22 protein-coding genes are annotated in these 22828 nt (G+C 64.8%); 10 read left to right on the forward strand and 12 right to left on the reverse strand.

The annotated features are described in order from the left end of the window. Window positions 1-24: 24 nt before the first annotated feature. Window positions 25-1719, forward strand: a complete 1695-nt coding sequence (locus VLA65_RS13390; RefSeq protein WP_306959003.1) for a glycoside hydrolase family 13 protein — start codon at window positions 25-27, stop codon at window positions 1717-1719. A gap of 104 nt (window positions 1720-1823) precedes the next feature. Further along, window positions 1824-2789 (forward strand): aldo/keto reductase, encoded by a 966-nt coding sequence (locus VLA65_RS13395; protein WP_332602788.1) that lies wholly within the window; start codon window positions 1824-1826, stop codon window positions 2787-2789. Window positions 2790-2897: 108 nt separating this feature from the next. Here the strand turns inward: VLA65_RS13395 and VLA65_RS13400 are convergent, their stop codons facing one another. The 4 genes from VLA65_RS13400 to VLA65_RS13415 are packed head-to-tail and all read right to left on the reverse strand — an operon-like array spanning window position 2898 to window position 6752. Continuing rightward, a complete protein-coding gene (locus VLA65_RS13400; RefSeq protein ID WP_284991051.1) occupies window positions 2898-3818 on the reverse strand; it encodes a TauD/TfdA dioxygenase family protein in 921 nt (306 codons plus the stop codon). A 53-nt stretch (window positions 3819-3871) separates the two neighbouring features. Further along, window positions 3872-4780 carry an ABC transporter permease gene (locus VLA65_RS13405; RefSeq protein WP_332602789.1) on the reverse strand — a complete coding sequence of 303 codons (909 nt, stop codon included), beginning with the start codon at window positions 4778-4780 and terminating at the stop codon, window positions 3872-3874. Continuing rightward, on the reverse strand, window positions 4780-5703 hold the full coding sequence (locus tag VLA65_RS13410) for an ABC transporter ATP-binding protein (protein ID WP_332602790.1): 924 nt from the start codon (window positions 5701-5703) through the stop codon (window positions 4780-4782). The genes VLA65_RS13405 and VLA65_RS13410 overlap by 1 nt, the downstream gene beginning before the upstream one ends. A gap of 2 nt (window positions 5704-5705) precedes the next feature. Beyond that, window positions 5706-6752, reverse strand: a complete 1047-nt coding sequence (locus tag VLA65_RS13415) for an ABC transporter substrate-binding protein (RefSeq protein WP_284991056.1) — start codon at window positions 6750-6752, stop codon at window positions 5706-5708. A gap of 444 nt (window positions 6753-7196) precedes the next feature. Between VLA65_RS13415 and VLA65_RS13420 the strand changes: the two genes are divergently transcribed. The 7 genes from VLA65_RS13420 (at window position 7197) to VLA65_RS13450 (ending at window position 13498) form a co-directional block, all read left to right on the forward strand. Then, window positions 7197-8060, forward strand: a complete 864-nt coding sequence (locus VLA65_RS13420; RefSeq protein ID WP_078108043.1) for an HpcH/HpaI aldolase/citrate lyase family protein — start codon at window positions 7197-7199, stop codon at window positions 8058-8060. A gap of 306 nt (window positions 8061-8366) precedes the next feature. Further along, the gene (locus VLA65_RS13425; RefSeq protein WP_332602791.1) at window positions 8367-8591 is read left to right on the forward strand and encodes a DUF3188 domain-containing protein; all 225 of its coding nucleotides are present in this window, start codon (window positions 8367-8369) and stop codon (window positions 8589-8591) included. Between the two features lie 17 nt (window positions 8592-8608). Beyond that, on the forward strand, window positions 8609-10108 hold the full coding sequence (locus VLA65_RS13430; RefSeq protein WP_332602792.1) for an FAD-dependent monooxygenase: 1500 nt from the start codon (window positions 8609-8611) through the stop codon (window positions 10106-10108). 45 nt (window positions 10109-10153) lie between these two features. Next, window positions 10154-10603: an FAS1-like dehydratase domain-containing protein gene (locus VLA65_RS13435; RefSeq protein ID WP_306958999.1), complete on the forward strand. Its 450-nt coding sequence runs from the start codon at window positions 10154-10156 to the stop codon at window positions 10601-10603. A 2-nt stretch (window positions 10604-10605) separates the two neighbouring features. Then, a complete protein-coding gene (locus tag VLA65_RS13440; RefSeq protein ID WP_332602793.1) occupies window positions 10606-11043 on the forward strand; it encodes a MaoC family dehydratase in 438 nt (145 codons plus the stop codon). Window positions 11044-11105: 62 nt separating this feature from the next. Continuing rightward, window positions 11106-12362 (forward strand): MFS transporter, encoded by a 1257-nt coding sequence (locus tag VLA65_RS13445; RefSeq protein ID WP_332602794.1) that lies wholly within the window; start codon window positions 11106-11108, stop codon window positions 12360-12362. A 68-nt stretch (window positions 12363-12430) separates the two neighbouring features. After that, on the forward strand, window positions 12431-13498 hold the full coding sequence (locus VLA65_RS13450) for a UDP-N-acetylmuramate dehydrogenase (protein ID WP_332602795.1): 1068 nt from the start codon (window positions 12431-12433) through the stop codon (window positions 13496-13498). Between the two features lie 20 nt (window positions 13499-13518). On the opposite strand, the gene VLA65_RS13455 is transcribed toward VLA65_RS13450, so the two are convergent. Further along, the gene (locus VLA65_RS13455) at window positions 13519-13989 is read right to left on the reverse strand and encodes a hypothetical protein (protein ID WP_284991063.1); all 471 of its coding nucleotides are present in this window, start codon (window positions 13987-13989) and stop codon (window positions 13519-13521) included. A 109-nt stretch (window positions 13990-14098) separates the two neighbouring features. Between VLA65_RS13455 and VLA65_RS13460 the strand changes: the two genes are divergently transcribed. Then, window positions 14099-15217: a winged helix DNA-binding domain-containing protein gene (locus VLA65_RS13460; protein ID WP_332602796.1), complete on the forward strand. Its 1119-nt coding sequence runs from the start codon at window positions 14099-14101 to the stop codon at window positions 15215-15217. A gap of 83 nt (window positions 15218-15300) precedes the next feature. Here the strand turns inward: VLA65_RS13460 and asd are convergent, their stop codons facing one another. From asd to mshD, 7 genes are all read right to left on the reverse strand, one after another. Then, window positions 15301-16443: an aspartate-semialdehyde dehydrogenase gene (gene asd, locus VLA65_RS13465; protein ID WP_332602797.1), complete on the reverse strand. Its 1143-nt coding sequence runs from the start codon at window positions 16441-16443 to the stop codon at window positions 15301-15303. Window positions 16444-16551: 108 nt separating this feature from the next. Further along, the gene (locus VLA65_RS13470; RefSeq protein ID WP_236812320.1) at window positions 16552-16776 is read right to left on the reverse strand and encodes an NF038396 family protein; all 225 of its coding nucleotides are present in this window, start codon (window positions 16774-16776) and stop codon (window positions 16552-16554) included. Window positions 16777-16778: 2 nt separating this feature from the next. Next, window positions 16779-17366: a dihydrofolate reductase gene (locus tag VLA65_RS13475; protein WP_284991811.1), complete on the reverse strand. Its 588-nt coding sequence runs from the start codon at window positions 17364-17366 to the stop codon at window positions 16779-16781. Then, entirely contained in the window at window positions 17363-18166 is an 804-nt protein-coding gene (locus VLA65_RS13480) for a thymidylate synthase (protein ID WP_332602798.1), read from the reverse strand. The genes VLA65_RS13475 and VLA65_RS13480 overlap by 4 nt, the downstream gene beginning before the upstream one ends. A gap of 18 nt (window positions 18167-18184) precedes the next feature. After that, window positions 18185-19153, reverse strand: a complete 969-nt coding sequence (locus tag VLA65_RS13485; protein WP_332602799.1) for an NUDIX hydrolase — start codon at window positions 19151-19153, stop codon at window positions 18185-18187. 11 nt (window positions 19154-19164) lie between these two features. Next, a complete protein-coding gene (locus VLA65_RS13490) occupies window positions 19165-21414 on the reverse strand; it encodes an RNA degradosome polyphosphate kinase (RefSeq protein WP_284991814.1) in 2250 nt (749 codons plus the stop codon). A gap of 103 nt (window positions 21415-21517) precedes the next feature. After that, window positions 21518-22489: a mycothiol synthase gene (gene mshD / locus VLA65_RS13495; RefSeq protein ID WP_332602800.1), complete on the reverse strand. Its 972-nt coding sequence runs from the start codon at window positions 22487-22489 to the stop codon at window positions 21518-21520. Window positions 22490-22828: the final 339 nt, after the last annotated feature.

Raw genomic sequence — 22828 nt, forward strand, 5'->3', positions numbered from 1 at the left:
CGTCTACACAGAACAGGATTCCCTTTGTCCTCCACCGCCACCATGGCAACTCACAACGACTCCGAGCGCATGGCCGATCCCAACTGGTGGCGCCAAGCGGCTGTCTACCAGATCTACCCGCGCAGTTTTTCGGATGCGAACGGCGACGGACTGGGCGACATCAAGGGCATTACCGCCAAGGTTCCTTACCTGAAATCCCTCGGCATTGACGCCGTCTGGTTGAGCCCGTTCTACCCCTCGGCCCTGGCTGACGGTGGTTACGACGTCGATGACTACCGCAACGTGGACCCCAAGCTGGGCACCCTTGCAGACTTCGATGAGATGGCGGCCGCACTGCACGCTGCGGGCATCAAGCTGATCGCGGACATCGTCCCGAACCACTCCTCGGACAGGCACGAATGGTTCAAGGAAGCGTTGGCGTCACCGAAGGGTTCGGCTGCCCGTGAACGCTACATCTTCCGCGACGGCCTGGGCGAGAACGGCGAGCTGCCCCCGGCGGACTGGGACTCGATTTTCGGCGGCCCGGCCTGGGAGCGCATCACCGAACCGGACGGCACCCCGGGACAGTGGTACATGCACATCTTCACGAAGGAGCAGCCGGACTTCAACTGGGACAACCCCGAGGTTCGTGAAGACTTCCTGAAGACCCTCCGCTTCTGGTCCGACCGTGGCGTGGACGGCTTCCGCATCGACGTCGCCCATGCCCTCACGAAGGACCTGCCGGAGGTCCTGCCCTCCAAGACCGAGCTGCCCAAGGAAGGCGAAAACGCCTTGGGTGAGCACCCGTTCTGGGACCGCGATGAGGTGCACGAGATCTACGCCGAGTGGCGCAAGGTCTTCAACGAGTACAACCCGCCCCGGACGGCCGTCGCCGAAGCGTGGGTCCACGCGGACCGCCGCGCCCGCTACGCCAGCCCCGAAGGACTGGGCCAGGCGTTCAACTTCGACCTCCTCCAGGCCGATTTCGACGCCGAACAGTTCCGCACGATTATCACCAAGAACCTCGGCGAGGCCGCGGCATCCGGTGCTTCGTCCACCTGGGTTTTCTCCAACCACGACGTCGTTCGGCACGCCACCCGCTACGGCCTGCCCGCGGGCGGCGGCCGGGACGGCCTGGGCCAGGACGGCAAGCAATGGCTGCTCGACGGCGGTTCGGCCGCCGAGGTCGACGCCGAGCTCGGCTTGCGCCGCGCCCGCGCAGCCTCGTTGCTCATGTTCGCACTGCCGGGTTCCGCGTACCTGTACCAGGGCGAAGAACTTGGCCTGCAGGAAGTCGGCGACATCGCGGCCGGCCAGCGCCAGGACCCCGCGTTCTTCCGCAACCCGGGAGTGGACGTCGGCCGGGACGGCTGCCGTGTCCCGCTGCCGTGGACCAGCGAAGGTTCCTCGTTCGGTTTCGGCGAGGGACATGCCCACTTGCCGCAGCCTGAATGGTTCGCGGGCTACGCAGTGGAGGCGCAGGACAACGTTCCCGGTTCCACGCTCGAGCTGTACCGCAAGGCCCTGGAACTGCGTTCGGAACTGCGGGCGGCCGAGGACCTTGAATGGATCCCCTCCGGCAACGAGTCGGTGCTGCACTTCGCGCGGCCCAACGGCTGGCAGTCGGTGACGAACTTCGGCACCGAGCCGGTGGCACTTCCGGAAGGCACCGTCGTCGTGAGCAGCGCACCGCTCGACGGCGGCAAGCTCCCGGCAAACACGACCGCCTGGATCGTCTAACCCGCTAACCCGCACCCCCTACCCAACTGGCCCGCAGTTAACGTCGTTTTGAAGGCTGTAAACGACAACAACTGCGGGCCAGTTGCACGTGAAAGAGTTGGAAAATGACTGCACAAAGTGAAACAGCCGCGGGCCGGCTCATCTACGGCTGCATGGGCCTTGGAGGTCCCTGGGAGGGCAGCGAATACGCAGCTGCCGAGATCGAGCAGGCCGCGGCCGCGATCGAGGCCGCCATCGGCATCGGGATCACCCTGTTCGACCACGCCGACATCTACCGCACCGGCAAGTCCGAGGCCGTCTTCGGTGAAGTCCTGGCTCAGACGCCGGGGCTGCGGGATAAGATCCAGCTCCAGACCAAGTGCGGAATCCGGCTAAGCCAGCCTGGGGTCGACGGACACTACGACCTGAGCAAGGACGCCATCCTGGAGCGTGTCAATGGAAGCCTGGACCGGCTGAGGACCGACTACGTCGACGTGCTGCTTCTCCACCGCCCCGACCCCCTGATGGAACCCGCGGAGGTGGCGTCCGCCGTCGGGCAGCTCATGGCGGAAGGCAAGGTGCGGCAATTGGGCGTGTCCAACATGTCGGGCGCGCAGATCGCTTTCCTGCAGGACCGGCTGGAGGTGCCGATCGTGGCCAACCAGCTGGAAATGAGCCTGCACCGGCGGGCATGGCTCGAGAGCACGGTCCTGGTCAACCATGATGATGCCCTCGGCTACAGTTTCCCGCACGGCACTTTGGAACACTGCGTCGCGCAGGGGATTGAGCTGCAGGCTTACGGTTCCCTCGCCCAGGGCCGGTACACGGGCTCGACGCCGGATGCCCCGACTGCCGCGGACGCTGCGACTGCCGCTCTTGTCGCCGAGTTTGCGGAAGGAAAGGGTGTCACTCCCGAGGCCGTGTTGTTGGGGTGGCTCATGAAGCATCCGGCACGCATTTCCCCGGTGCTCGGCAGTTCCAACCCGGCGCGGATCGCTGCCTGCGCGGACGCTGCCGCCGTTGCCGCAGCCATGACGCGCGCCGAGTGGTATGGCCTGTGGGTGGCTGCGCGGGGCAGCAAGCTCCCCTAAAGCGCGTTAAACCCAACTAGCTCGCATTAGATGTCGTTATGAGCCCTGAAAACGACATTAAATGCGAGCTAGTTGGGCTAAGGCAGCTACAACAGCACATGCGTGCTACTACAGCGGCGCGACAACTGAGTAGGTGCTCGAGTCACCTTGGATCGACTGGCTCGGCTTGCCGTCCACGCCCACCGGGATGTCGCCGGCGATGGTCACTCGGTTGAGCTTGCGCGGCTGGCCGTCGTAGTTGTCCGGCGCGTAGTGCTGGGTGATGCGGTTGTCGAAGAGCACCAGCTGGTTCGGCTCCCAGTTCACGCGCACCACGTTCTCCGGACGGGTGACGTAAGCCTGGAGCAAGCGGATGATGTCCTTCGACTCGGTGTTGGACAGCCCCACGATCCGAAGGCGCTGCGCGAAGCCCCCAATGAACAATCCGCGCTCCCCGGTCAGGGGATGGACACGCACCACGGGGTGGGCGGTTTCGAACTTGATGCGGGTGAATTCCTTGCGGCGCTCATCGGCGTTCTCATGTTCCAGGTTCTTCGGCACCGAGTAGTCGTAGTCGTTGGTGTGGACCGCCCAGAGCGTGTCCGCGAAGTTCCGGAGCTCGTCCGGCAAGTCTGCGTACGCTCCCGCCGAAGAAGCAATCAGGGTTTCGCCTCCATAGGACGGAAGATCGATGCTGCGCAGAGTGGAAGCCTGCGGCGGGTTGACCACGAATGTGACGTCGGTGTGCCAATTGTTGGCGGAACCGTTCTCGCTGTCCACGGGCAGGACGTTCTCTTCGCCCTCCACGGAGGCCACGGTCGGATGGGCGGTAGTGAGCGGGCCGAAATGGCTGGCGAATTTCACCTGGGCCTCGTCGCTGAGGATGTTGGCCTCCCGGAAAACGAGGGCCTTGTGTTCGTTGAGCGCGGCCCGGATCTGCCCCACGGTTTCCGGGGAGAGATCGCCGCTGAGGTCGAAGCCGCGGATTTCGGCGCCGATCCGGGATCCGAGCTTGGCGAATTCGAGTTTGGTTTCGGTAATGATGGACATTTTTGTTCCTTTTCTGTTGTGACTTGGTTGTGACTAGATGGATGGATTGACGGTCAGGACCCGCTCCCGACGGCGGTCCGCCAGCGGGAGAAATGCCGTTCCAGGGCTACAAGGAGGAAATTCACGGCCAAGCCCAGAAGGGACACCGTGAGGATGCCGGCGTACATGTCCGGGATGAGGAAACTGCTCTGGGCATTCACGATCAGGTAACCGAGCCCGGCCTTCGCCCCCACCATTTCCGCGGCGATCAACACCAGGATGGACGCCGTGCCGGCCATGCGGATTCCCGTGAAAATGGTGGGCACCGCAGAAGGCAGGATCACTTTGCGGAAGAGCGAAAGGCTTGAGAGGCCGAGCGACTTCGCGGCCCGGATGAGCAGCGGGTCCACCGTCTTCACCCCGGCGATCGTGTTCAGCAGGACCGGAAAGAACGCCGCGTAGGCCACGATGCTGATCTTGGACTCCTCGCCGATCCCGAGCAGCAGCGTGAACACAGGCAGCAGGGCAAGCGCGGCTGTGTTCCGGAACAGTTCCAGGAGCGGGTTCAGCACCGCATTGAGCCGCCCGTACCAGGCGATCAGCAAACCGAGGGTAACGCCAGCCACGAGGGCTGCGCCGAATCCCGTCACCGAACGGGTGAGGCTCGCGGCCAAATGCCCCTGGATGGTGCCGGATTCGAACAGCTTCCCCCATGCTTCCAGGACCACATGCAATGGCGGCAGGAATACCCGGGTCGAGGGGCTGGCCAGATATGTCGGCCCGAGTTCCCAGAGAGCCAGGAAGGCGATGATCCCCGCGGCCTTCCACAGGCCGGAACCGGCGCGGGCGGCTGCGGTCCGCACAAAGGCGAGAGTCGCCGTCGTGCTCCAACGCACCGTCTCCGCCGGACCAGAGTGCCCGACGGCGGGAGCTTGCTTGGGTGCGGCGCTCGCCGCGGGCTGTTGCGTGAGAGTTGTGGTCATCAGGCCGCGCTCCTTTCGAGAGTTGTTCCCGGGACTTCATCCGGGGCCGTGCCGTCCGGCAGGATCTTGCGATGGCCGGCATCCTGGGCAAGGCGGACTTCGTCGTGCAACAGGGTCCAGACCTTGTGCCGTTGTTCGACGAAGGCGGGGTGCGAGCGGATGTCGTCCCCGCCGTCGCGGTCCGGGATGTCCACGTCCACGATTTCCTTGAGCTGTCCGGGCCGGGCGCTGAGGACGGCGACGCGCTGCCCCAGGTACACGGCCTCGTCGATGCCGTGGGTGATGAAGACGATTGTCTTGCCCGTGGCCCGCCAGATCCGCAGGAGTTCGTCCTGGAGTTGTTCACGCGTCTGGGCGTCCAAGGCGGCGAAGGGTTCATCCATGAGGAGCACATCGGGCTCGTAGGCGAGGCTCCGGGCAATGGCCACCCGCTGTTTCATGCCACCCGAAAGCTCATGCGGGAAACGGTCCTCGAAGCCGGCCAAGCCAACCAGTTTGAGGTATTCGCTTGCCCTGGCGGCACGTTCGCGGCGGTTGAGCTTGCGGCCGTCGGTTCCCTTGCCTTCGAGTCCGATCGACACGTTGGCCGACGCCGTGCGCCAGGGGAAGAGTGCGTACTGCTGGAAAACCACGGCACGGTCCTTTCCGGGTCCCGTCACTGGCTGGCCGTCCACCAATACCTCGCCGGAGGTGGGCGTGGACAGGCCAGCCAGGAGGTCCAGCAAGGTGGTCTTGCCGGAACCGCTGGGCCCCACCAAGGTGAGGAACTCGCCGTCGCGCACGTCCAAGCTGAGGGAACTAATGGCGGTCAGTGTGGTGGGCTCTTTCGCGCCTGGTTTGCCTGTCGCTCCGGCACTGCCGCCTTTTCCGGGGCGGACGGTGAATTGCTTGGTGACATTTCGGAGGCTGATTTTGGCGGTCATCACTATCCCTTCGCGGTACTTGGGGTTGGGGCGCTTGCTGCGAGATCGTTGAATTTGTTGGTGTAGTACTTCGACGGTGTGAGGTCGTTCTTGACGATCCCCGAGCTCTTCAGCCACGCGGACCAGCGGGTGAAGTCCTCGTCCTTGATCACGCCGTTGTCGGGGACGCCAGGGCTCTTCCAGTACTGCAGGTTCGCGGTGCTCTCATTGCGTCCGCGGGCGTCGATGATCTTCTTGAAGCGCGCGATCACTTGGTCGCGCGGCGTCTCGGTCTCCCACTTGATGGCCTTGGCCACGCCCGTAGCGAAGATCCGGGCTGTGTTGGGGTTCTTGTCGATGAAGTCGTTGCGGAGCACGTACTGCCCGCCGGCAAAGGTGCCGAAGAGTTCATAGTCGTTGAAGAGCGAGCGCAGTCCACCGGCGGCAACGGCATGGTCCTGCAGGACCCCGCCCAGGCTTCCAACATCCACCTGGCCGCGGCGTACGGCTTCTTCGGTGTCGTTGGGCGCGAGCACTACCAGCTGTACCTGCTTGATTTCGTCCTGGCTGAGGCCATTCTTGCTGAGGTAGGTGTTGATGACGGCTTCCGAATGTGCGCCCAGGGTGTTGACGGCGATCTTCTTGCCGATGAGGTCCCTGGCTGTCTTGATGGGGCTGTCCGCCTTGACGTAGAAGCCGTTGAAGGTCTTGGCATCTTCGCCGTAATAGTTCACGACGGCGGTCACGGGAGCCCCTGCCTCGATCAGCTTCACGACGGCCCCGGCGAACGCGCCGCCGAAGTCGGTCTGGTTGGTGGCAGCCGACTGGATGTCCTGGGGCCCGCTGGTGGTGTTGCCTACCCAGTTGAGTTTGATGTCGCCCAGGTAACCGAGGTCCGCCGCCAGCTCAGGGAGGCCGACGTTGTTGGCCGAGCCTTGGTAGCGGAGTTCTTTGACTTCGGCTTGACCGGCTGTTTGGTCTCCCGCTTGGGCATTGCCGCCGCAGCCGGTCACCGTCAGCGCAAGTACGACGGCGGCCGCGACGCTTAGCAGGGGCTGGTGCAGTTTCATGGGAGCTACTTTCTGGGGAGTGGAATTCGTGGGTCCGGACCTGTTCTGGAATAGACCGAACTGCCGGTGGGAACGATGTAAGCGCATGTCCACTGGTCAGGGGAAGCCCGGCAGTAACCCTCGGAAACGCCGGGAAACCGGGGGCAATCCGGCGAAATCCCCGCGCAACTCCGGGCAACAGGGGGACACATTTCGCCCTGCGTCGCTGGGTTGAGCTGGGTTGAGCTGGGTTGAGCTGGTTTGAGCTGGTTTGAGCTGCGGGCTCCCCAAAGCGCGCCAAACCCAACTAACTCGCATTAGATGTCGTTTTGACGGCTCATAAGGACAACAACTGCGAGTTAGTTGGGGGCGGGGCCTCCTGTCACAATCGTTTTGTTCGTATTGATGCTCACACCGGTGCCCGATTCTTAGCGTTCCCGGCGGCTGGCCGGATACGGTAGATACATGACGTCTAGCACCGCCGCCGAGTCCATTCGGTCCACCCGCAACATTCCCGCCGAGATTGCACGCTCCTGGCTCCTCGTGAACGCCATGAAGACGGAGCTTTTCGACCAGTCGGCCTCATCGCGTGCGGACGCCATCATCCTTGACATCGAAGACGCCGTGGACCCGTCCCAGAAGGACATTGCCCGCGAGAACGTCATCAACTGGCTGACCGCCGGCGGCCAGGCATGGGTCCGCATCAACGACGCCACGAGCCCGTTCTGGGCCGATGACCTCGCCGGACTGCGTGGCACGCCCGGCCTGCTGGGCGTCATGCTGGCCAAGACCGAGTCCGCGGACCAGGTCACCGAGTCCTTCCACCGCATGGACGGCAAGACCCCGGTCATCCCGCTCGTGGAGTCGGCCCTCGGCATCGAGGAAGCCAACCACATCGCCCGCGCGCAGGGTGCCTTCCGCCTCGCCTTCGGTTCGGGCGACTTCCGCCGGGACACCGGCATGGCCGCCACGCCGGAAGCGATGGCCTACCCGCGTGCCAAGCTCGTCGTCGCGAGCCGCGTTGGCAACCTGCCGGGCCCCATCGACGGCCCAACCGTCGGCACCAACCATCCGATCCTGCGCGAGCAGACCGGCATTACGGTGACCATGGGCATGACCGGCAAGCTCTGCCTGGCCATCGACCAGACCACGGTCATCAACGAGGTCATCAGCCCGACGCCGTCGGACGTCGCTTGGGCCACCGACTTCATGAACGACTTCGAAGCCAACGGCAGGGTCATCCGCGACGGCTCCGACCTCCCGCGCCTGGGCCGCGCCGAAAAGATCATGAAGCTTGCCGTTGCCTTCGGGGTCCAGCCCTCCCTCTAAGGGCTCCCTCCGACGCTAGAGCTCCCGCCGACGCTAGCTCACTTACATCCGGTTTTTTCAGGACGCTCGCTCACTTTTGACGGCAATTCCCGAAACCCTCCTGCAGATGATCTGCGCGAGCGTTGGTGGATTGGCGGCCATAGGTGAGCGGGCGTCCGCCCGCGACTTGCCATAGGTGAGCGGGCGTCCGCCCGCGACTTGCCATAGGTGCGCGAGCGTCCGCCCCCAACCGCTTATTTGTGAGCGGGCGTTCGTTGGTGTTGGGTCCTGACTCGACGCTTCTGACAAGTGCCCTAAACTTGGGGGGTGCTGAACGAATTCTGGGCCACGGCCTCTACCGCCTACAAGACGCTGGTTTTCAGCGCGATGGGGCTTATCGCCGTCGGGATCATCCTGACGATCATCGGCAACACCTCCCATAACCAAGGCCTTGGGCTGACGTCATTGTTCGTGATCGGGCTCGGCCTGGTCCTGCATGTCGTGGGCATGGTGGTCCGCGGACAGCAGGTCCGCAAGGGCTTGAAGAAGTAGCCTGGCGGAACATGGCGATGACCAAGCATGCGGTGGTAATCGCCGGAGGAGGCCCCACAGGGTTGATGCTGGCGGGCGAACTGGCGTTGGCCGGCGTCGACGTCGCGATCGTCGAGCGACGTCCCAACCAGGATCTCGCCGGATCCCGTGCAGGCGGTTTGCACTCACGCACCATCGAGGTCCTCGATCAGCGCGGAATCGCTGATCGCTTCCTGTCCGAGGGGCAAGTAGCCCAGGTCGCGGGGTTCGGCGGCGTCCGTTTCGACATCAGCGACTTTCCCACCCGGCACAACTACGGGCTCGGGCTGTGGCAGAACCACATCGAGCGCATTCTGGCGGGCTGGGTCGCCGAGCTGGCCGTGCCGATCTATTACGGACGCGAGGTGACCGGTTTCGCGCAGGACGCTACCGGCGTCGACGTCGAGTTGTCCGACGGCGGGCCGTTGCGCGCGGAGTACCTCGTCGGGTGCGACGGCGGCCGCAGCCTGGTCCGCAAAGCAGCCGGCATCGAGTTCCCCGGATGGGATCCGACCACCAGTGCCCTGATCGCCCAGGTCGAGATGGCCGAGCAGCCGCCCTTGGGCGTCCACACCAATCCTTTCGGTATCCACTCCTTCGGCAAGCTGGATTACAAGATTCTCGACGGCAAGGTGGTCTACGCGGATGGCGGGCCCGTGGGGGTCATGGTGACCGAACAGCACATCGGACCCACCACCGAACCGACCCTCCAAGACCTGAGCAACGCGCTCATCGCCGTATGCGGGACGGACTACGGGGTCCACAGTCCCATCTGGATCTCCAGGTTCACCGATATGACCCGGCAGGCCGCAAGCTACCGCGACGGACGGGTCCTGCTCGCCGGCGACGCGTCGCACGTTCATGCGCCCGACGGCGGACAGGGCCTCAACACCGGCGTGCAGGATGCCGTGAACCTGGGATGGAAGCTGGCTCAAGTGGTCAAGGGGACATCGCCGGAAAGCCTCCTCGATAGCTACCATGCCGAGCGCCATCCGGTGGCCGCCCGCGTGCTGCGCAATACGATGGCGAGTGTCGCGCTTCGCCGCCCGGACGACCGCACGAAGGCTGTGGGCGAGGTCATGGCCGAGCTGCTCGGCATGGAGGAACCGCGCAAGCGCTTCGCCGCGATGCAATCCGGCCTCGACGTACATTACGACGTCGGCAATGGGCACCCGCTGCTCGGACGACGCATGCCCGATCTCGACCTCGTCACCGCGGACGGGCCGATTCGCGCCTTCAGCCTGCTGCACGATGCCCGGCCGGTGCTCCTCAACCTCGGCGAACCCGGCACCATCGACATCACACCGTGGGCAGACCGTGTTCAGCTGATAGATGCCACATACCTTGGTGCGTGGGAGCTTCCGGCACTCGGCGAGGTCAGTCCCTCTGCCGCCGTGTTGATCCGGCCCGATGGATACGTGGCCTGGGTGGGAGACGGCACCCAAGCGGGCCTTGCCGACGCGCTCACCAGATGGTTCGGACCGCCTGCCTCGGGGTAGCTGTCCGGCTCTACGTACCGGCTCCCGGGCCGATAGGGTTGGACTATGACTATTAACCCGGACTTGCAGGGCCGCAGCTACCCTGCCGCAGAGGTGTACGACGTCGGCCGCGAAAAGATCCGGGAGTTCGCCCGGGCCGTGAAGGCCACCCACCCCGCCCACTTCGACGTCGAAGCCGCCAAGGCCCTGGGCCACAGCGACCTCGTGGCCCCGCCGACCTTCGCGATCATCGTCGCCCAGCGGGCCGACGCCCAGCTGATCGAGGACCCCGATTCCGGGATTGACTTCAGCCGTGTGGTTCACGCCGACCAGCGCTTCACCCACCACCGCCCGATCGTTGCCGGAGATCAGTTGCGGGCCGAACTGCACGTTGACGGCGTCCGCGCCATGGGCGGCGGGGCCATGATCACGACTCGTTCGGAAATCACGACGGTGGACGGCGAAAGGGTCGCCACCACCACCTCGTCCATCCTGGTCCGCGGAGAGGGACAGTAACCATGAGCATGAAACTTGGAGAACTTACCGTCGGGCAGGAAATCGGCACCCGCAACATCGAGGTCACGCGCCAGGACCTGGTCAAGTACGCCGGCGCATCCGGCGACTTCAACCCGATCCACTGGAACGAATCCTTCGCCACCGGCGTCGAGCTTCCCGGAGTCATCGCGCACGGTATGTTCACCATGGGCTCCGCCGTGCAATTGGTGAGCGACTGGGCCGGCGACCCCGCCGCCGTCGTCGACTACCAGACGCGCTTCACCAAACCGGTGCTTGTCGCCGACACCACCGGTACCAGTGAGCCCGGTGCCGTGATCGAGGTTGCCGGAGTGGTGGGAGCGCTCGACGCCGAAGCCGGCACCGCGCGCATCGACCTGACCGTCACCTTCGCCGGCCAGAAGGTCCTCATGAAGTCCCAGGCCGTTGTGAAACTCGCTTGAGCCGGCTGCAACAATCAGCTCCTCGCGCCACCGCGGCGGAATTGTCGCGGTGGCGTACTGCTGTGGTGACCGCGTACGGCGCCAGTGGCCTGGCCTTCTCGTCGTGGGTGTCCCGCTTACCGGCGATCCGCGATGGCCTGAACCTGACGCCCGGCACGGTAGGCCTCCTGCTGATGTGCATGACGGTGGCATCGTTCCTCTCCGTGTCCGCATCCGGGGTGATCGTGATCCGGCTCGGATCACGACTGACCACGCGGATCGGCGGCGCCATGGTGGGCCTCGGCCTGGCGGTCGCCGGTTTTGGCACGTCCGTGCTGGCAAACCCGGTGACCGTGGCGCTTGGACTCATGGTGGTCGGCCTCGGCACGGCCAGCTGGAACACGGCGTCCAATGTAGAGGGAGCGTCATTGGAACGCGCCCTTGAACGGCACATCATGCCCCGTCTCCATGGATCCTTCAGCCTCGGCACCGTTGCGGGCGCCGGGCTCGGCGCGTGGGCCGCTGCCGCGGGACTGCCGGTCTTCTGGCATCTGGCCGCGGCCGGCCTGGTGGTGGCCGTCTCCGTGGTGACAGCTGCTTCCTGGTTCCGCGCGGACATCACCCGCCATTCCACTGCACGAGGTACCCCAAAAGCCTTCAAACCCGACAAGCCGGACACCTTCGAAGATCCCTCAACCGGCCCCTTGCCCGTCATCCAACCCGGCCAGCAGGGCCCGGCCGAACCTTTGGACAGCAAGCGCATGGTGGCCCGGGCATGGCGCGAACGCCGGACCCTTCTGCTTGGATTGCTCGTCCTCGGGCTCGCCCTGGCTGAGGGCGCCGCGGGGGACTGGGTGGCCTTGGCGCTGGCCGATGGCCACGGGCAATCCGACGCTGCCGGCGCCATCGGCTATGGAATCTTCGTGACGTTTATGACCGTAGGCCGCTTTGCCGGAACCGTGGTCCTGGACCGCTTCGGCAGGGTGCCCGTGATGCGTTGGTGCTCGGCCACTGCCGTGGTGGGGTTGGCGCTCTTCGTCTTCGCCCCAGTGCCGTGGCTCGCCTTCGCGGCCCTGGCCATCTGGGGACTCGGTGCCTCTTTGGGGTTCCCGGTGGGCATGTCCGCCGCCGCGGACGATCCGGCGCACGCAGCTGCCCGGGTATCGGTCGTCTCGACGATCGGCTACGGGGCCTTCCTTTGCGGTCCGCCGCTCTTGGGCTTGCTGGCGGAGCACTTCGGCATCCTGCATTCCTTGCTCGCCGTCCTGGTCCTGCTCGTCGCGAGCTTCTTCCTGGCGCCCATCTCGCGGAAGCGCGCGCCTGAGCCGGCACGTCCCTGAGCCGGCCAGCCTTGCGGAAGCCCGTCCCTGAGTCGGCCAGCGCAGGCAATCCCCGCTAGGCTTGTTCGGTGACCCAGACGATGCTTTCCGAACTGACCACGGCCGCCGTTGGCGGCCCTGCCGGCACCTTTGTGGAGGCCCGCACCGAAGGGGAAATCATCGATGCCGTCCGTTCGGCGGACGCCGCGGGCGAGAAATTGCTCATCATCGGCGGGGGATCCAACCTTCTGATCTCGGACACCGGATACCCCGGCACTGTGCTCAAGATCGCGTCGCAAGGCTTCACCGTGAACTCGGAGGATAGTTGCGGGGGCGTTTCCGTGGTGGTCCAAGCGGGGCACAACTGGGACACCCTCGTGGAGCACTCGGTGCTGCATGCGTGGTCCGGACTGGAAGCCCTCTCTGGCATCCCCGGAGCCACCGGCGCCACTCCTGTGCAGAATGTGGGCGCCTACGGTGCCGACGTGTCCCAGACCATCGCAGCGGTCCGTACCTGGGACCGGGAACGCAACGCCGTGCAAACCTTCACCAACTCCGAGCTTAAGTTCGGCTACCGGGACTCCATCCTCAAACAGACCACCACCGAGGGCTCACCCCGTTACGTGGTGCTGACGGTTGAATTCCAGCTGCCGCTCGGACGCATGAGCGCGCCTATCCGCTACGCGGAGCTGGCCCGGTCCCTCGGAGTCGAGGCCGGGAAGCGCGCGTATTCCAACGACGTCCGGCGCGAAGTCCTGCGGCTGCGTGCCTCCAAGGGCATGGTCCTGGACGCTTCGGACAGGGACACGTATTCCACGGGTTCCTTCTTCACCAATCCGATTGTCCCGGCCGCAGCGGCCGCATCGCTGCCCGAGGGAGCGCCGAAGTACCCGGCTGGAAACGATGGCCTCGTCAAGCTGTCGGCGGCCTGGCTGATCGACCAGGCAGGCTTCGGAAAGGGCTTCGGACTCGATCCATCCAGCGTGTCCGGAGGCCGCGCCTCGCTGTCCACCAAACACACCCTGGCCATCACCAACAGGGGAGGAGCCAGCGCAGAGGACATGGTGGCGATCGCGCGCGAGGTGCGCCGCGGCGTCGTCGAGCGCTTCGGCATTGAACTGCACCCGGAACCGCTACTGATCGGCCTCGCCCTGTAGGAACCCGAGGGCTATGCGCGTCAGCGCTTTCCGCTCGGGAGGACCTTGTTGAGCAACAGGAAGGTCAGTCCGCAGCTGGCGGCCCCCAAGAGGAAGATCTGGCTGAACGCTATGCTCTGCGGCGACGGACCGCCGGGCGAAATCCAGCCGGCTGCCGCGAAGCCTGCCACGCCCAGGAGCATGACGACGGCGGCGAGCAGGAAGCTGCGCACTTGATCGTTTGCGCTTGTCTGGAACCCTGATTCGGGGTCGTCAACGTGCCGATCGGACGATGGCTGGCACGCGGCAGCAAGGCCTAGGAGGAGGGCTGCGGCGCCGGTGGCGGCAAGTCCCACTTCCTGGACAGCCTGCATCGACGGGGACAGTCGAACCCCCGCACCAACCGCTATTGCCAGGCCGCAGACAAGCCCGACGGCGGCGGCGCACCAACCAGCGGCTGCTAACCGCCGGCTGAGCGGCCGCAGCAGCGGACCTAACTCACCGAACAGCATTCCCCTAGCGTAGGAGGGCCCGCTGGTAGGCCCCTGTGAGCGGCATGGGAGTTCCTGGGGCGTCCTCATGAGGACCGAAGCTGTCCGCCAAGCGTCCTATGATGGGGCCATGTCAGCTTCGGCGAAGATCCGGGTCACTCCCAAAGTCATGGGCAGGCTGCGCCTCGCTAGCCAAGGATTGCTTGGGGGATTCAGCAGCCCGGAGGAATGCGTCTCCACGATGGGTGCCATGCAGGCCCAGGACCTTGTCTCGGCGTTCTGGGCAGTGGGCCAGCGGGTCCCCGGCTCCGGCCTCTCGAAAGTGCTGGAAGCATTGGAGAACGGCACCGTGGTCCGGTCCTGGCCCATGCGGGGCACGCTGCACCTGGTTCCGCCGCAGGACTTGCGTTGGATCCTGGGCATCACCACGGAGCGGTCCATGCGTTCGGTTGCCGCACGGCACCGGGAACTCGGCATCGAAAAGGCAGACATCGCCGCCTGCCGGGACCTTGCCCTTGAACGCGTCGCTGGCAGCCCGGGCGCCACGCGCGAGGAACTTTTCAAGATCTTCGAATCCGCGGGCCAACTGACCGCGGCCCAACGGGGGATCCATTTGCTCTGGATCCTGTGCCAGAACGCGTGGCTGGTCCAAGGACCTCCGGCGGGGACGGCGGGCAATGCCCTTGGACAGCAACTGTTCGTGGCTTTCGACGAGTGGATTCCGGAATCCAAGATCTTGGGGCGGGAAGAAGGGATTGCCGAATTTCTGCTCAGGTATCTGCGTAGTCATGGACCGGCCACGCTCCAAGACTTCGCGTGGTGGACCCAGATCCCCAAATCCGAGGTCCGGGCAGCCCACGAGGCTATTCGCAGCCAACTCGTTGAGCTCGTCTTTGGTGCAACGTCCTATTGGCTGTCGCGAGAGACGGCCGCATTGCTCGACGACGGCGTTCCCGGCTCGCGGACCATCCTCGCCTTGCCGGGGTTCGATGAATTCCTTCTCGGGTATACGGACCGCAGCCTTGTCCTGCCGCCGGAGCATTTCCAGAAGGTCGTTCCGGGCGGCAACGGGGTCTTCAAACGCATGATTGTGTCCGGCGGCGAAGTGGCGGGCACCTGGTCCCGCAGCGGCACTGGCCGCACCGCCGTCGTCGTTCCCGAACCGTTCGCCCCGGAAGGCCTGACACCAGCGGCCAAACGGTCCTTCGAGCTCCAGGCCGCCAAGTACCTGCGCTTCATGGAGCGTTGAGGCACCCAACTTACTCGCAGTTGATGTCGTTATGAGCGTTCAAAACGACATCAACTGCGAGTTAGTTGGTGAAAGCAGGACTGCTAGAGGGTGCCGGTAGCGATCTTCAGCATGCGGCGCAGCGGCTCGGCAGCGCCCCAGAGGAGCTGGTCGCCCACGGTGAAGGCGCTGATGTATTCGGGGCCCATCTCGAGCTTGCGGATGCGGCCGACCGGAATCTCCAAAGTGCCGGAGGCAGCAACCGGGGTGAGGTCCGCCATGGAGGCTTCCTTGGTGTTCGGCACAACCTTGGCCCACTCGTTGTCAGCGTCCAGGAGCTTCTCGATTTCGGTGACGGACAAGTCCTCGCGCAGCTTGAGCGTCAGGGCCTGGGAGTGGGAGCGCATGGCACCGATACGGACGCAGAGCCCGTCCATGACAACGTGGTCCTTGCCCGGCTTTCCGTTGCCGGTGCCGAGGATCTTGTTGGTTTCCACCCCGGCCTTCCATTCTTCCTTTGACTGGCCGTTGCCGAGGTCGGCGTCGATCCACGGGATCAGGGAGCCGGCCAGCGGCACGCCGAACTGGGTGGCGTCGACGCCGGAGCGCTGGGTCGCCAGGACCTTGCGGTCGATTTCCAGGATCGCCGAGGCAGGATCCTCCAGTTCGCTGCTGACTTCGTTGTTGAGGGTGCCGAACTGGTTCAGGAGTTCGCGCATGTGGCGGGCACCGCCGCCCGACGCCGCCTGGTAGGTCATGGAGGTACCCCACTCGACCAGGTTGTTCTTGAAGAGGCCGCCGAGCCCCATGAGCATGCACGAGACGGTGCAGTTGCCGCCGATGTAGTCCTTCACGCCGCCGGACAGTCCGGCGTCGATGACGTCCCGGTTGATGGGGTCCAGCACGATGATGGAGTCATCGTTCATGCGCAGCGTGGACGCGGCATCGATCCAGAGCCCGTCCCAGCCGCGGCTGCGAAGCTCGCCGTGGACCTGCTTCGTGTAGTCGCCGCCCTGGGCAGTGACAATAATCGGCAGCTTGGCAAGAGTCTCAATGTCGAACGCGTTCTCGAGCTTGCCTGCGCCGTCGGCGAATGACGGCGCGGCACCTCCCGCGTTCGAGGTGGAGAAAAATACCGGGTTGATGTTGGCGAAGTCGCCCTCTTCCTGCATGCGCTGCATCAGGACGGAGCCGACCATGCCACGCCAACCGACCAGTCCAACGGACGGATTAGCTGCTGTAGTCATTGAACCAGTCTAGACTTTCGCGGCTCCCGGCCGCTGTCGGTTACGTCACGACCCAACTGACTCGCAGTTGTTGTCGTTTTGGGCGCTCAAAACGACAACAAATGCGAGTTACTTGGGTGAGGAGTCGGGCTCTTCCAGCAGGGCCGCCTTGCGGGCGCGCAGGGCGTAGAACGCGCCAAAAGCGAAGACCTGGGTCACCACCACCAGGACGATGATCCCCAGGATCTTGTTGCCGCCCAGGATCATAGTGAGCCCGACGATCGCGGACAGGAGCGCGAAGAGCGGCAACAACATGTAGCCGAGCACGAACAGGGTCTCAGGTTTCTTCAGCATTCTCAGTCTTCCGTCCGGCGCCACGTGGCGATCCGGTAGTTGGTGCCGTTCTTGGAGGTCAGCCAACCATCAGCCGGCTCTGTCGACTCAAGGTTCCAGGCCTCGCCGAACTCCGGCGCGAACGTGTCGCCGTCGGTGTCGGAATCGATGACCGTGACGACGGCGACATTCGCGATGTCCATGGACTGCCGGTAAATCTCGCCCCCGCCAATGATCCAGACGTTCTGGCCGCCAGGTGCGAACTGGGACTCGAGGAGCGCTGCGTCAAGCGAGGAGACGACGACGGCGCCACGTGCGTCGGGCGTGTCCGCCCAGCCGTGCTGCCGGGTCACCACGATGTTGGTGCGGCCGGGCAGGGGACGGTACTTTGCGGGGAAAGACTCCCAGGTCTTCCGGCCCATGATGACGGGATGCCCGGTTGTCAGCCGGCTGAAGTGCTGCAAATCTTCGGGAACGTGCCAAGGCATGGTCCCGCCTTTGCCGATCACTCCACTGCCGGTCTGTGCCCACACGAGGCCGATTCCGTTGAGCGTTTCCGCGGCCTCCCCGGGGGAAGGCGACTCCGCGGCGGGAGTTTCCTGGGCGTTCATACCGCCACGGGCGCCTTGATCGCGGGGTGGTGCCGGTAGCCGACTACTTCGAAATCCTCGAAGGTGTAGTCGAAGATCGAGTCCGGCTTGCGGGCGAAGCGCAATTGCGGGTACTCGCAAGGCTCCCGGGAGAGCTGTTCGGTGACTTGCTCCACATGGTTGTCGTAAACGTGGACGTCCCCGCCGGTCCAGACGAAATCGCCGGGCTCGAGGCCCAGCTGCTGGGCCACCATGCAGGTCAGCAACGCGTAGGAGGCGATGTTGAAAGGAACGCCCAGGAACATGTCGGCGGAACGCTGGTACAACTGGCAGGACAGCTTGCCGTCGGCAACGTAGAACTGGAAGAACGCGTGGCACGGCGGCAACGCCATGTCCTTGATCTCGGACACGTTCCAGGCCGAAACGATGTGCCGGCGCGAATCCGGGTTGGCGGCCAGGCCCTTCATGAGCTCTGCGATCTGGTCAATGTGCCCGCCGTCGGGAGTCGGCCAGCTGCGCCACTGCACGCCGTACACCGGGCCGAGTTCGCCATCAGCGTCTGCCCACTCATCCCAGATGGTGACGCCCTGCTCTTGGAGCCACTTCACGTTCGACTCGCCGCGGAGGAACCACAAGAGTTCCAGCGCGAGGGATTTGAAGTGGACTCGCTTGGTGGTGATGAGCGGGAAACCCTGGCGTAAATCGAAACGCAGCTGGCGGCCGAAAACGCTCCGAGTGCCGGTGCCCGTGCGGTCCGACTTGTGCGTGCCGTTGGCCATGACGTCGCGCAGGAGGTCTTCATATGGGGTTGGGATGCTCACGCACCCAGCTTACTGGAGTCAGTCATCGAAGGGCTTGATCTGTTCCACGGCAACTACGCGCTGGCCGTTTCCGCGGGCCACATGGCACACGATCATCTCGCCAGGCGCCAGGTACGGATCCTGGGCCGGCAGCATCTCGTGAAGCTCGGGGCCCATCCGCTCGCCGAGCGTCTTCAGGACGGTGGGGAGTGCCGGCCTGTGGGTGCAGAGCGCAACCCCGCGTTGCTTGTCGAATAAGCCCTCGACGATCGCGGCTGTCTTCTTCGGGCTCCGCTGGTGATTGTGTTCCGTCAGGGCCTCCACAAGTTTCACCTTGGCTCCGGCTGACTTGGCGTAAGGCGCGATGGTGGACACACACCTGGCCCAGGGACTGCTCACGATCCGCAGCGGCTTCCACACGCCCAGAAGCCGTTCGACTGCCAGTGCCTGGCGCAGGCCCGTCACGGCCAGCGGCCGGCTGCCCTCTGCCTTGGTCCAGGAGGATCGCGGCTTGGCCTTGGCATGGCGCACCAGAATCAGGGGCCATGTTTCCAGCTCACCATTGAGGTGGGCCTTCGCCAACGCCTGGAGGGGGCCCACATCCGTCGGGTTGCTCAGGAAACGTGCCGCCTTGTCCGGCGCGGCCCACATGTAGGCATCCACTTCCTGGCCGTCCGGCTTGATGATGGACCCGTTGACTTGCGTCGCCCAGTAGTGCACCACCTTCAGCCCGGCCGACACATGGTAGTGCGTCGGAGGAAGCGGAATCCCGAGGGCAGCCTTGAGGCCGATCTCTTCCCTGATCTCGCGGACGGCGCACTCCGGGATGGTTTCCCCGGCGTCGAGCTTGCCCTTGGGCCAGGACCAGTCGTCGTACTTGGGCCGATGGATCAGCAGGACCTCAAGGGTGCCCTTGGTGACGCGCCAAGGGATGGCGCCGGCCGCCGTGACGGCGATCGGCTCCCCCGGATGGTCCGTCTGGTCCGCAATAGGTGTATCGCTCTTCAACTTTTCGCTGCCTACCGCCGGGCAACTGCACGTTGGCGGGACCGGGAGGCAAGCAGCCAGGACTGGATGTCCAGAAGCGGCGAGCCGTCCTCGGCCTGGTGGAACCTGGTCCAGTGGCCTTCGTTATCGAGGTGCCAGCTGGCAGTGCCGGGGTCCATGTAACGGCGCAGCAGATCCATGACCTCGGCTGTATCTTCGCGGCTGGAGAGCTGCACCAGCGCCTCGACCCGGCGGTCGAGGTTGCGGTGCATCATGTCCGCGGAGCCGATGTAGACCACGGGATCGTTGGCATTGGCGAAAGCAAACACGCGCGAGTGCTCCAGGAAGCGGCCCAGGACGGAGCGGACCGTGATGTTCTCGCTGAGTCCAGGAACTCCCGGACGCAGCGAGCAGATGCCGCGGACAATGACGTCGACCTTTACGCCGGCCTGCGATGCGCGGTAGAGGGCATCGATGGTGGCCTCGTCAACCATGGAGTTGACCTTGATCTGGACCTTGGCGGCAATTCCCGCCCGGGCGTTGCGGATCTCGGTCTCGATCCTGTCGATCAATCCGGACCGCACTGAGCGCGGCGCCACGAGGAGCCGCTTGAAGGTCGACTTCGGAGCATACCCGGAGAGCTGGTTGAAGAGCTTGGACAAGTCCTCGCCCACCTGCTCATTGGAGGTCAACAGGCCAAGGTCCTCGTAGTAGCGGGCCGTCCGCGGGTGGTAGTTGCCCGTGCCGATGTGGCAATACCTGCGGAGGCCATCCACTTCCTGGCGGACAACAAGGGACAACTTGCAGTGCGTCTTGAGTCCCACGATGCCGTACACCACGTGTACGCCGGCCTGCTCCAGTTTGCGGGCCCAGGAGATGTTGGCCTGCTCGTCGAAGCGGGCCTTGATCTCCACGAGGGCCAGGACTTGCTTGCCGGCCTCGGCAGCGTCGATCAGTGCGTCCACGATGGGGGAATCGCCGGAAGTGCGGTACAGGGTCTGCTTGATGGCCTGGACCTTGGGGTCGGCAGCCGCCTGCTCCAGGAAGGCCTGGACCGACGTCGAGAACGAGTCGTACGGGTGGTGCAGCAGGATGTCGCGGCGGCGCATCGCCGCGAAGACGTTGGCGGCCTTGGATGTCTCGGATTCGTTCAAGTACCGCGAGGTGTGGGGCACGTGCTTCGGGTAGTGGAGGTCGGCGCGGTCAATTCCGCCGATGACCGACAGGCCCCGGAGGTCCAGGGGAGCCGGAACGGAGTAGACCTCGGATTCCTCGACGCCGAGTTCCCGCACCAGGAGCGCGCGGATGTTCGGGTTGATGTCCGTGGTGACCTCAAGCCGGACGGGCGGGCCGAAGCGGCGGCGCAGCAGTTCTTTTTCAAGCGCCTGCAGGAGGTTCTCGGCGTCGTCCTCTTCGACTTCCACGTCCTCGTTGCGGGTGACGCGGAAGGTGTGGTGCTCCATGACTTCCATTCCGGGGAACAGCTTGTCCAGATGTACCGCGATGACCTCTTCAAGCGCGATGAATCGTGCCACGCGGCCCGGGACCGCGCCGGCACGCGGGCCGTCGATCGAGACGAGGCGCGGGAGCTGGTCCGGGACCTTGACGCGGGCAAACAGTTCCTTGTCGCTGACAGGATTGCGGACAATCACGGCCAGGTTGAGGGATAGCCCGGAGATATAGGGGAAGGGGTGGGCGGGATCGACGGCGAGGGGGGTGAGGATCGGGAAGACCTTCTCGCCGAACATGATGCTCAAGCGGTGCTGGGCCTCGTCGTCGAGTTCGTCCCAGCGCATGAGGTGGATGTGCTCATAGGCCAGAGCGGGGCGGATCTGCTCGGCGAATACGCGCGCATGGCGTTCCTGCAGCTTCCGGGCGGCATCGCCGATCTGCTCCAGGACTTCGATGGGGCTCAGTCCGGCGGGGGAGGGCACCGCGAGTCCCGTGGCGATGCGGCGCTTCAAGCCGGCAACGCGCACCATGAAGAATTCATCCAGGTTCGAGGCGAAGATGGAGAGGAAATTGACCCGCTCCAGGAGGAAGAGGTCCGGATCCTCCGCGAGCTCAAGAACGCGGGAGTTGAAGGCGAGCCAGCTTAGCTCGCGGTCCAGGAAGCGGTCCGGGCTGATGTCGCCTTCGGGCTCCAGGGAGGGCGCAAATTCAGGAATGTCGATGCGGTCCTGGGTTGCCCGCGCAGCCGGGACTTCGGAAGACCCGAAGCGGGGAGGCAAGGTTGCGCCCTTGACCTCGGTTTTGGTGGTTCCGACCGGGTCCGGGTTCATCGGGCTCTCCTTCGTTCAGCGCGGGGTTTGATTCAACCCTACAAGGATTCCACGTACCGGAATCCTAGATGTCCTAGCCTTTCAGATACGCCTTGGTTCCGGGTTACTTCCCGGTTAACGGCGCATACATGACATCGACGTCCCAACGAACGAAGCCCAGTTTCTGGTAAAGGGCGACGGCCGCCGTATTGTCGGCGTCCACGTACAACATGACCGAGTGCAGTTCGTGGCTCTGGAGATACCTGATGCCAGCGACAGTGAGCGCTTTGCCAAGCCCCAGGCCTTGGGCCGCGGGTGTCACACCCACGACGTAGACCTCCCCGATGGCCGGATGGGGTCCTTGCCGGGGGTGCACCTTGGTCCAATGGAATCCGAGCAGTTCCCCGGCCGGGTTCACGGCGAGCAGGAAACCTGCGGGATCGAACCAATCCTCAGCCATTCGGGCGTCCAGGTCGGCCCTGGTCAGGGAGCCCTGCTCGGGATGGTGGGCAAATGCCGCCCTGTTGGCGGCCAGCCAGGCGGACTCATCCTGACCCGGCACGAAGGCGCGCAGGGAGACTCCCTCAGGCAGGCCGGCGTCGGGCAGATCCGCGGTTGAGGACATAAGGCGCATCTTCCACAGTTCGCGCGCCGGACCGTAGCCGTAGCGGGCCGCAAGCTCCGCGGCGGCCTCGTGATTCCCGTGGGACCACGCGTTCAGCCCCTCGAGCCCGCGGCTGTCCCGGAGCGAGTCGAGCAACCGGCCCGCGGCACCCTGGTTGCGGTAGCTCGGGTGCACTGCCATTTCCAGGACTCCGGTCCCGTCGTCCGCTTCAACCACGACGGCGATTCCCGCCAGGTCCTGGCCGCTTGCGGGATCGGACTGCTCGTCCGGGGCGTACAGGGCCAGGGCGAGCACAGAGTGGTCGCCGGCATCGGCCCCGCGCAGCATGACCAGGGTCTGTTCTGACAGCGGGGGATTGCCGTCCGACTCCTCGGCGGCTGCGGCGAGCGCCTTGATGTCTTTCAACAACTCGTTGTCCGAGGCGCCTTTGACGACAAGGACGGGCCAGTTCTCCGGGTGCGCAGGGCTCATGCTGCAAGGCTATACGTCTCCGGCCGGTTTGGCGGGATGGATTTTGCGGGCACTGTGTTGGCCGTGTAAGGTCTATATCTCGTCCGGCTTCGCGAAGCAGGATACGAGGGGGATCCACCAGTGGGGTGGCCTCGATACGTTCGACCCGTATGTCCTCCACTCAAGCAAAAGAAGGCCCGGACTCAGTGAGTCCGGGCCTTCTTTGTGCTTCGAAGCTTGGGGTTCGGGTTATAGGACAAAACGTGTGTAAATCCCGCGCGTGTCACGTGCGTCCTGCCCAACCTTTGCGGGCCCAGAGGCCTTCCTCTGCGGTGGCTGTGTTGCCGTATTCCTCGGGTC

The organism is Arthrobacter sp. S2(2024) (genome assembly GCF_036662515.1).
In the GTDB taxonomy this organism is placed as follows: domain Bacteria; phylum Actinomycetota; class Actinomycetes; order Actinomycetales; family Micrococcaceae; genus Arthrobacter.

Coding starts and splice junctions, on each gene's coding strand:
- VLA65_RS13395 (WP_332602788.1), top strand. CDS start 1,824: ATGACTGCACAAAGTGAAACAGCCGCGGGCCGGCTCATCTACGGCTGC.
- VLA65_RS13400 (WP_284991051.1), bottom strand. CDS start 3,818: ATGTCCATCATTACCGAAACCAAACTCGAATTCGCCAAGCTCGGATCC.
- VLA65_RS13405 (WP_332602789.1), bottom strand. CDS start 4,780: ATGACCACAACTCTCACGCAACAGCCCGCGGCGAGCGCCGCACCCAAG.
- VLA65_RS13410 (WP_332602790.1), bottom strand. CDS start 5,703: ATGACCGCCAAAATCAGCCTCCGAAATGTCACCAAGCAATTCACCGTC.
- VLA65_RS13415 (WP_284991056.1), bottom strand. CDS start 6,752: ATGAAACTGCACCAGCCCCTGCTAAGCGTCGCGGCCGCCGTCGTACTT.
- VLA65_RS13420 (WP_078108043.1), top strand. CDS start 7,197: ATGACGTCTAGCACCGCCGCCGAGTCCATTCGGTCCACCCGCAACATT.
- VLA65_RS13430 (WP_332602792.1), top strand. CDS start 8,609: ATGACCAAGCATGCGGTGGTAATCGCCGGAGGAGGCCCCACAGGGTTG.
- VLA65_RS13435 (WP_306958999.1), top strand. CDS start 10,154: ATGACTATTAACCCGGACTTGCAGGGCCGCAGCTACCCTGCCGCAGAG.
- VLA65_RS13440 (WP_332602793.1), top strand. CDS start 10,606: ATGAGCATGAAACTTGGAGAACTTACCGTCGGGCAGGAAATCGGCACC.
- VLA65_RS13455 (WP_284991063.1), bottom strand. CDS start 13,989: ATGCTGTTCGGTGAGTTAGGTCCGCTGCTGCGGCCGCTCAGCCGGCGG.
- VLA65_RS13460 (WP_332602796.1), top strand. CDS start 14,099: ATGTCAGCTTCGGCGAAGATCCGGGTCACTCCCAAAGTCATGGGCAGG.
- asd (WP_332602797.1), bottom strand. CDS start 16,443: ATGACTACAGCAGCTAATCCGTCCGTTGGACTGGTCGGTTGGCGTGGC.
- VLA65_RS13470 (WP_236812320.1), bottom strand. CDS start 16,776: ATGCTGAAGAAACCTGAGACCCTGTTCGTGCTCGGCTACATGTTGTTG.
- VLA65_RS13475 (WP_284991811.1), bottom strand. CDS start 17,366: ATGAACGCCCAGGAAACTCCCGCCGCGGAGTCGCCTTCCCCCGGGGAG.
- VLA65_RS13490 (WP_284991814.1), bottom strand. CDS start 21,414: ATGAACCCGGACCCGGTCGGAACCACCAAAACCGAGGTCAAGGGCGCA.
- mshD (WP_332602800.1), bottom strand. CDS start 22,489: ATGAGCCCTGCGCACCCGGAGAACTGGCCCGTCCTTGTCGTCAAAGGC.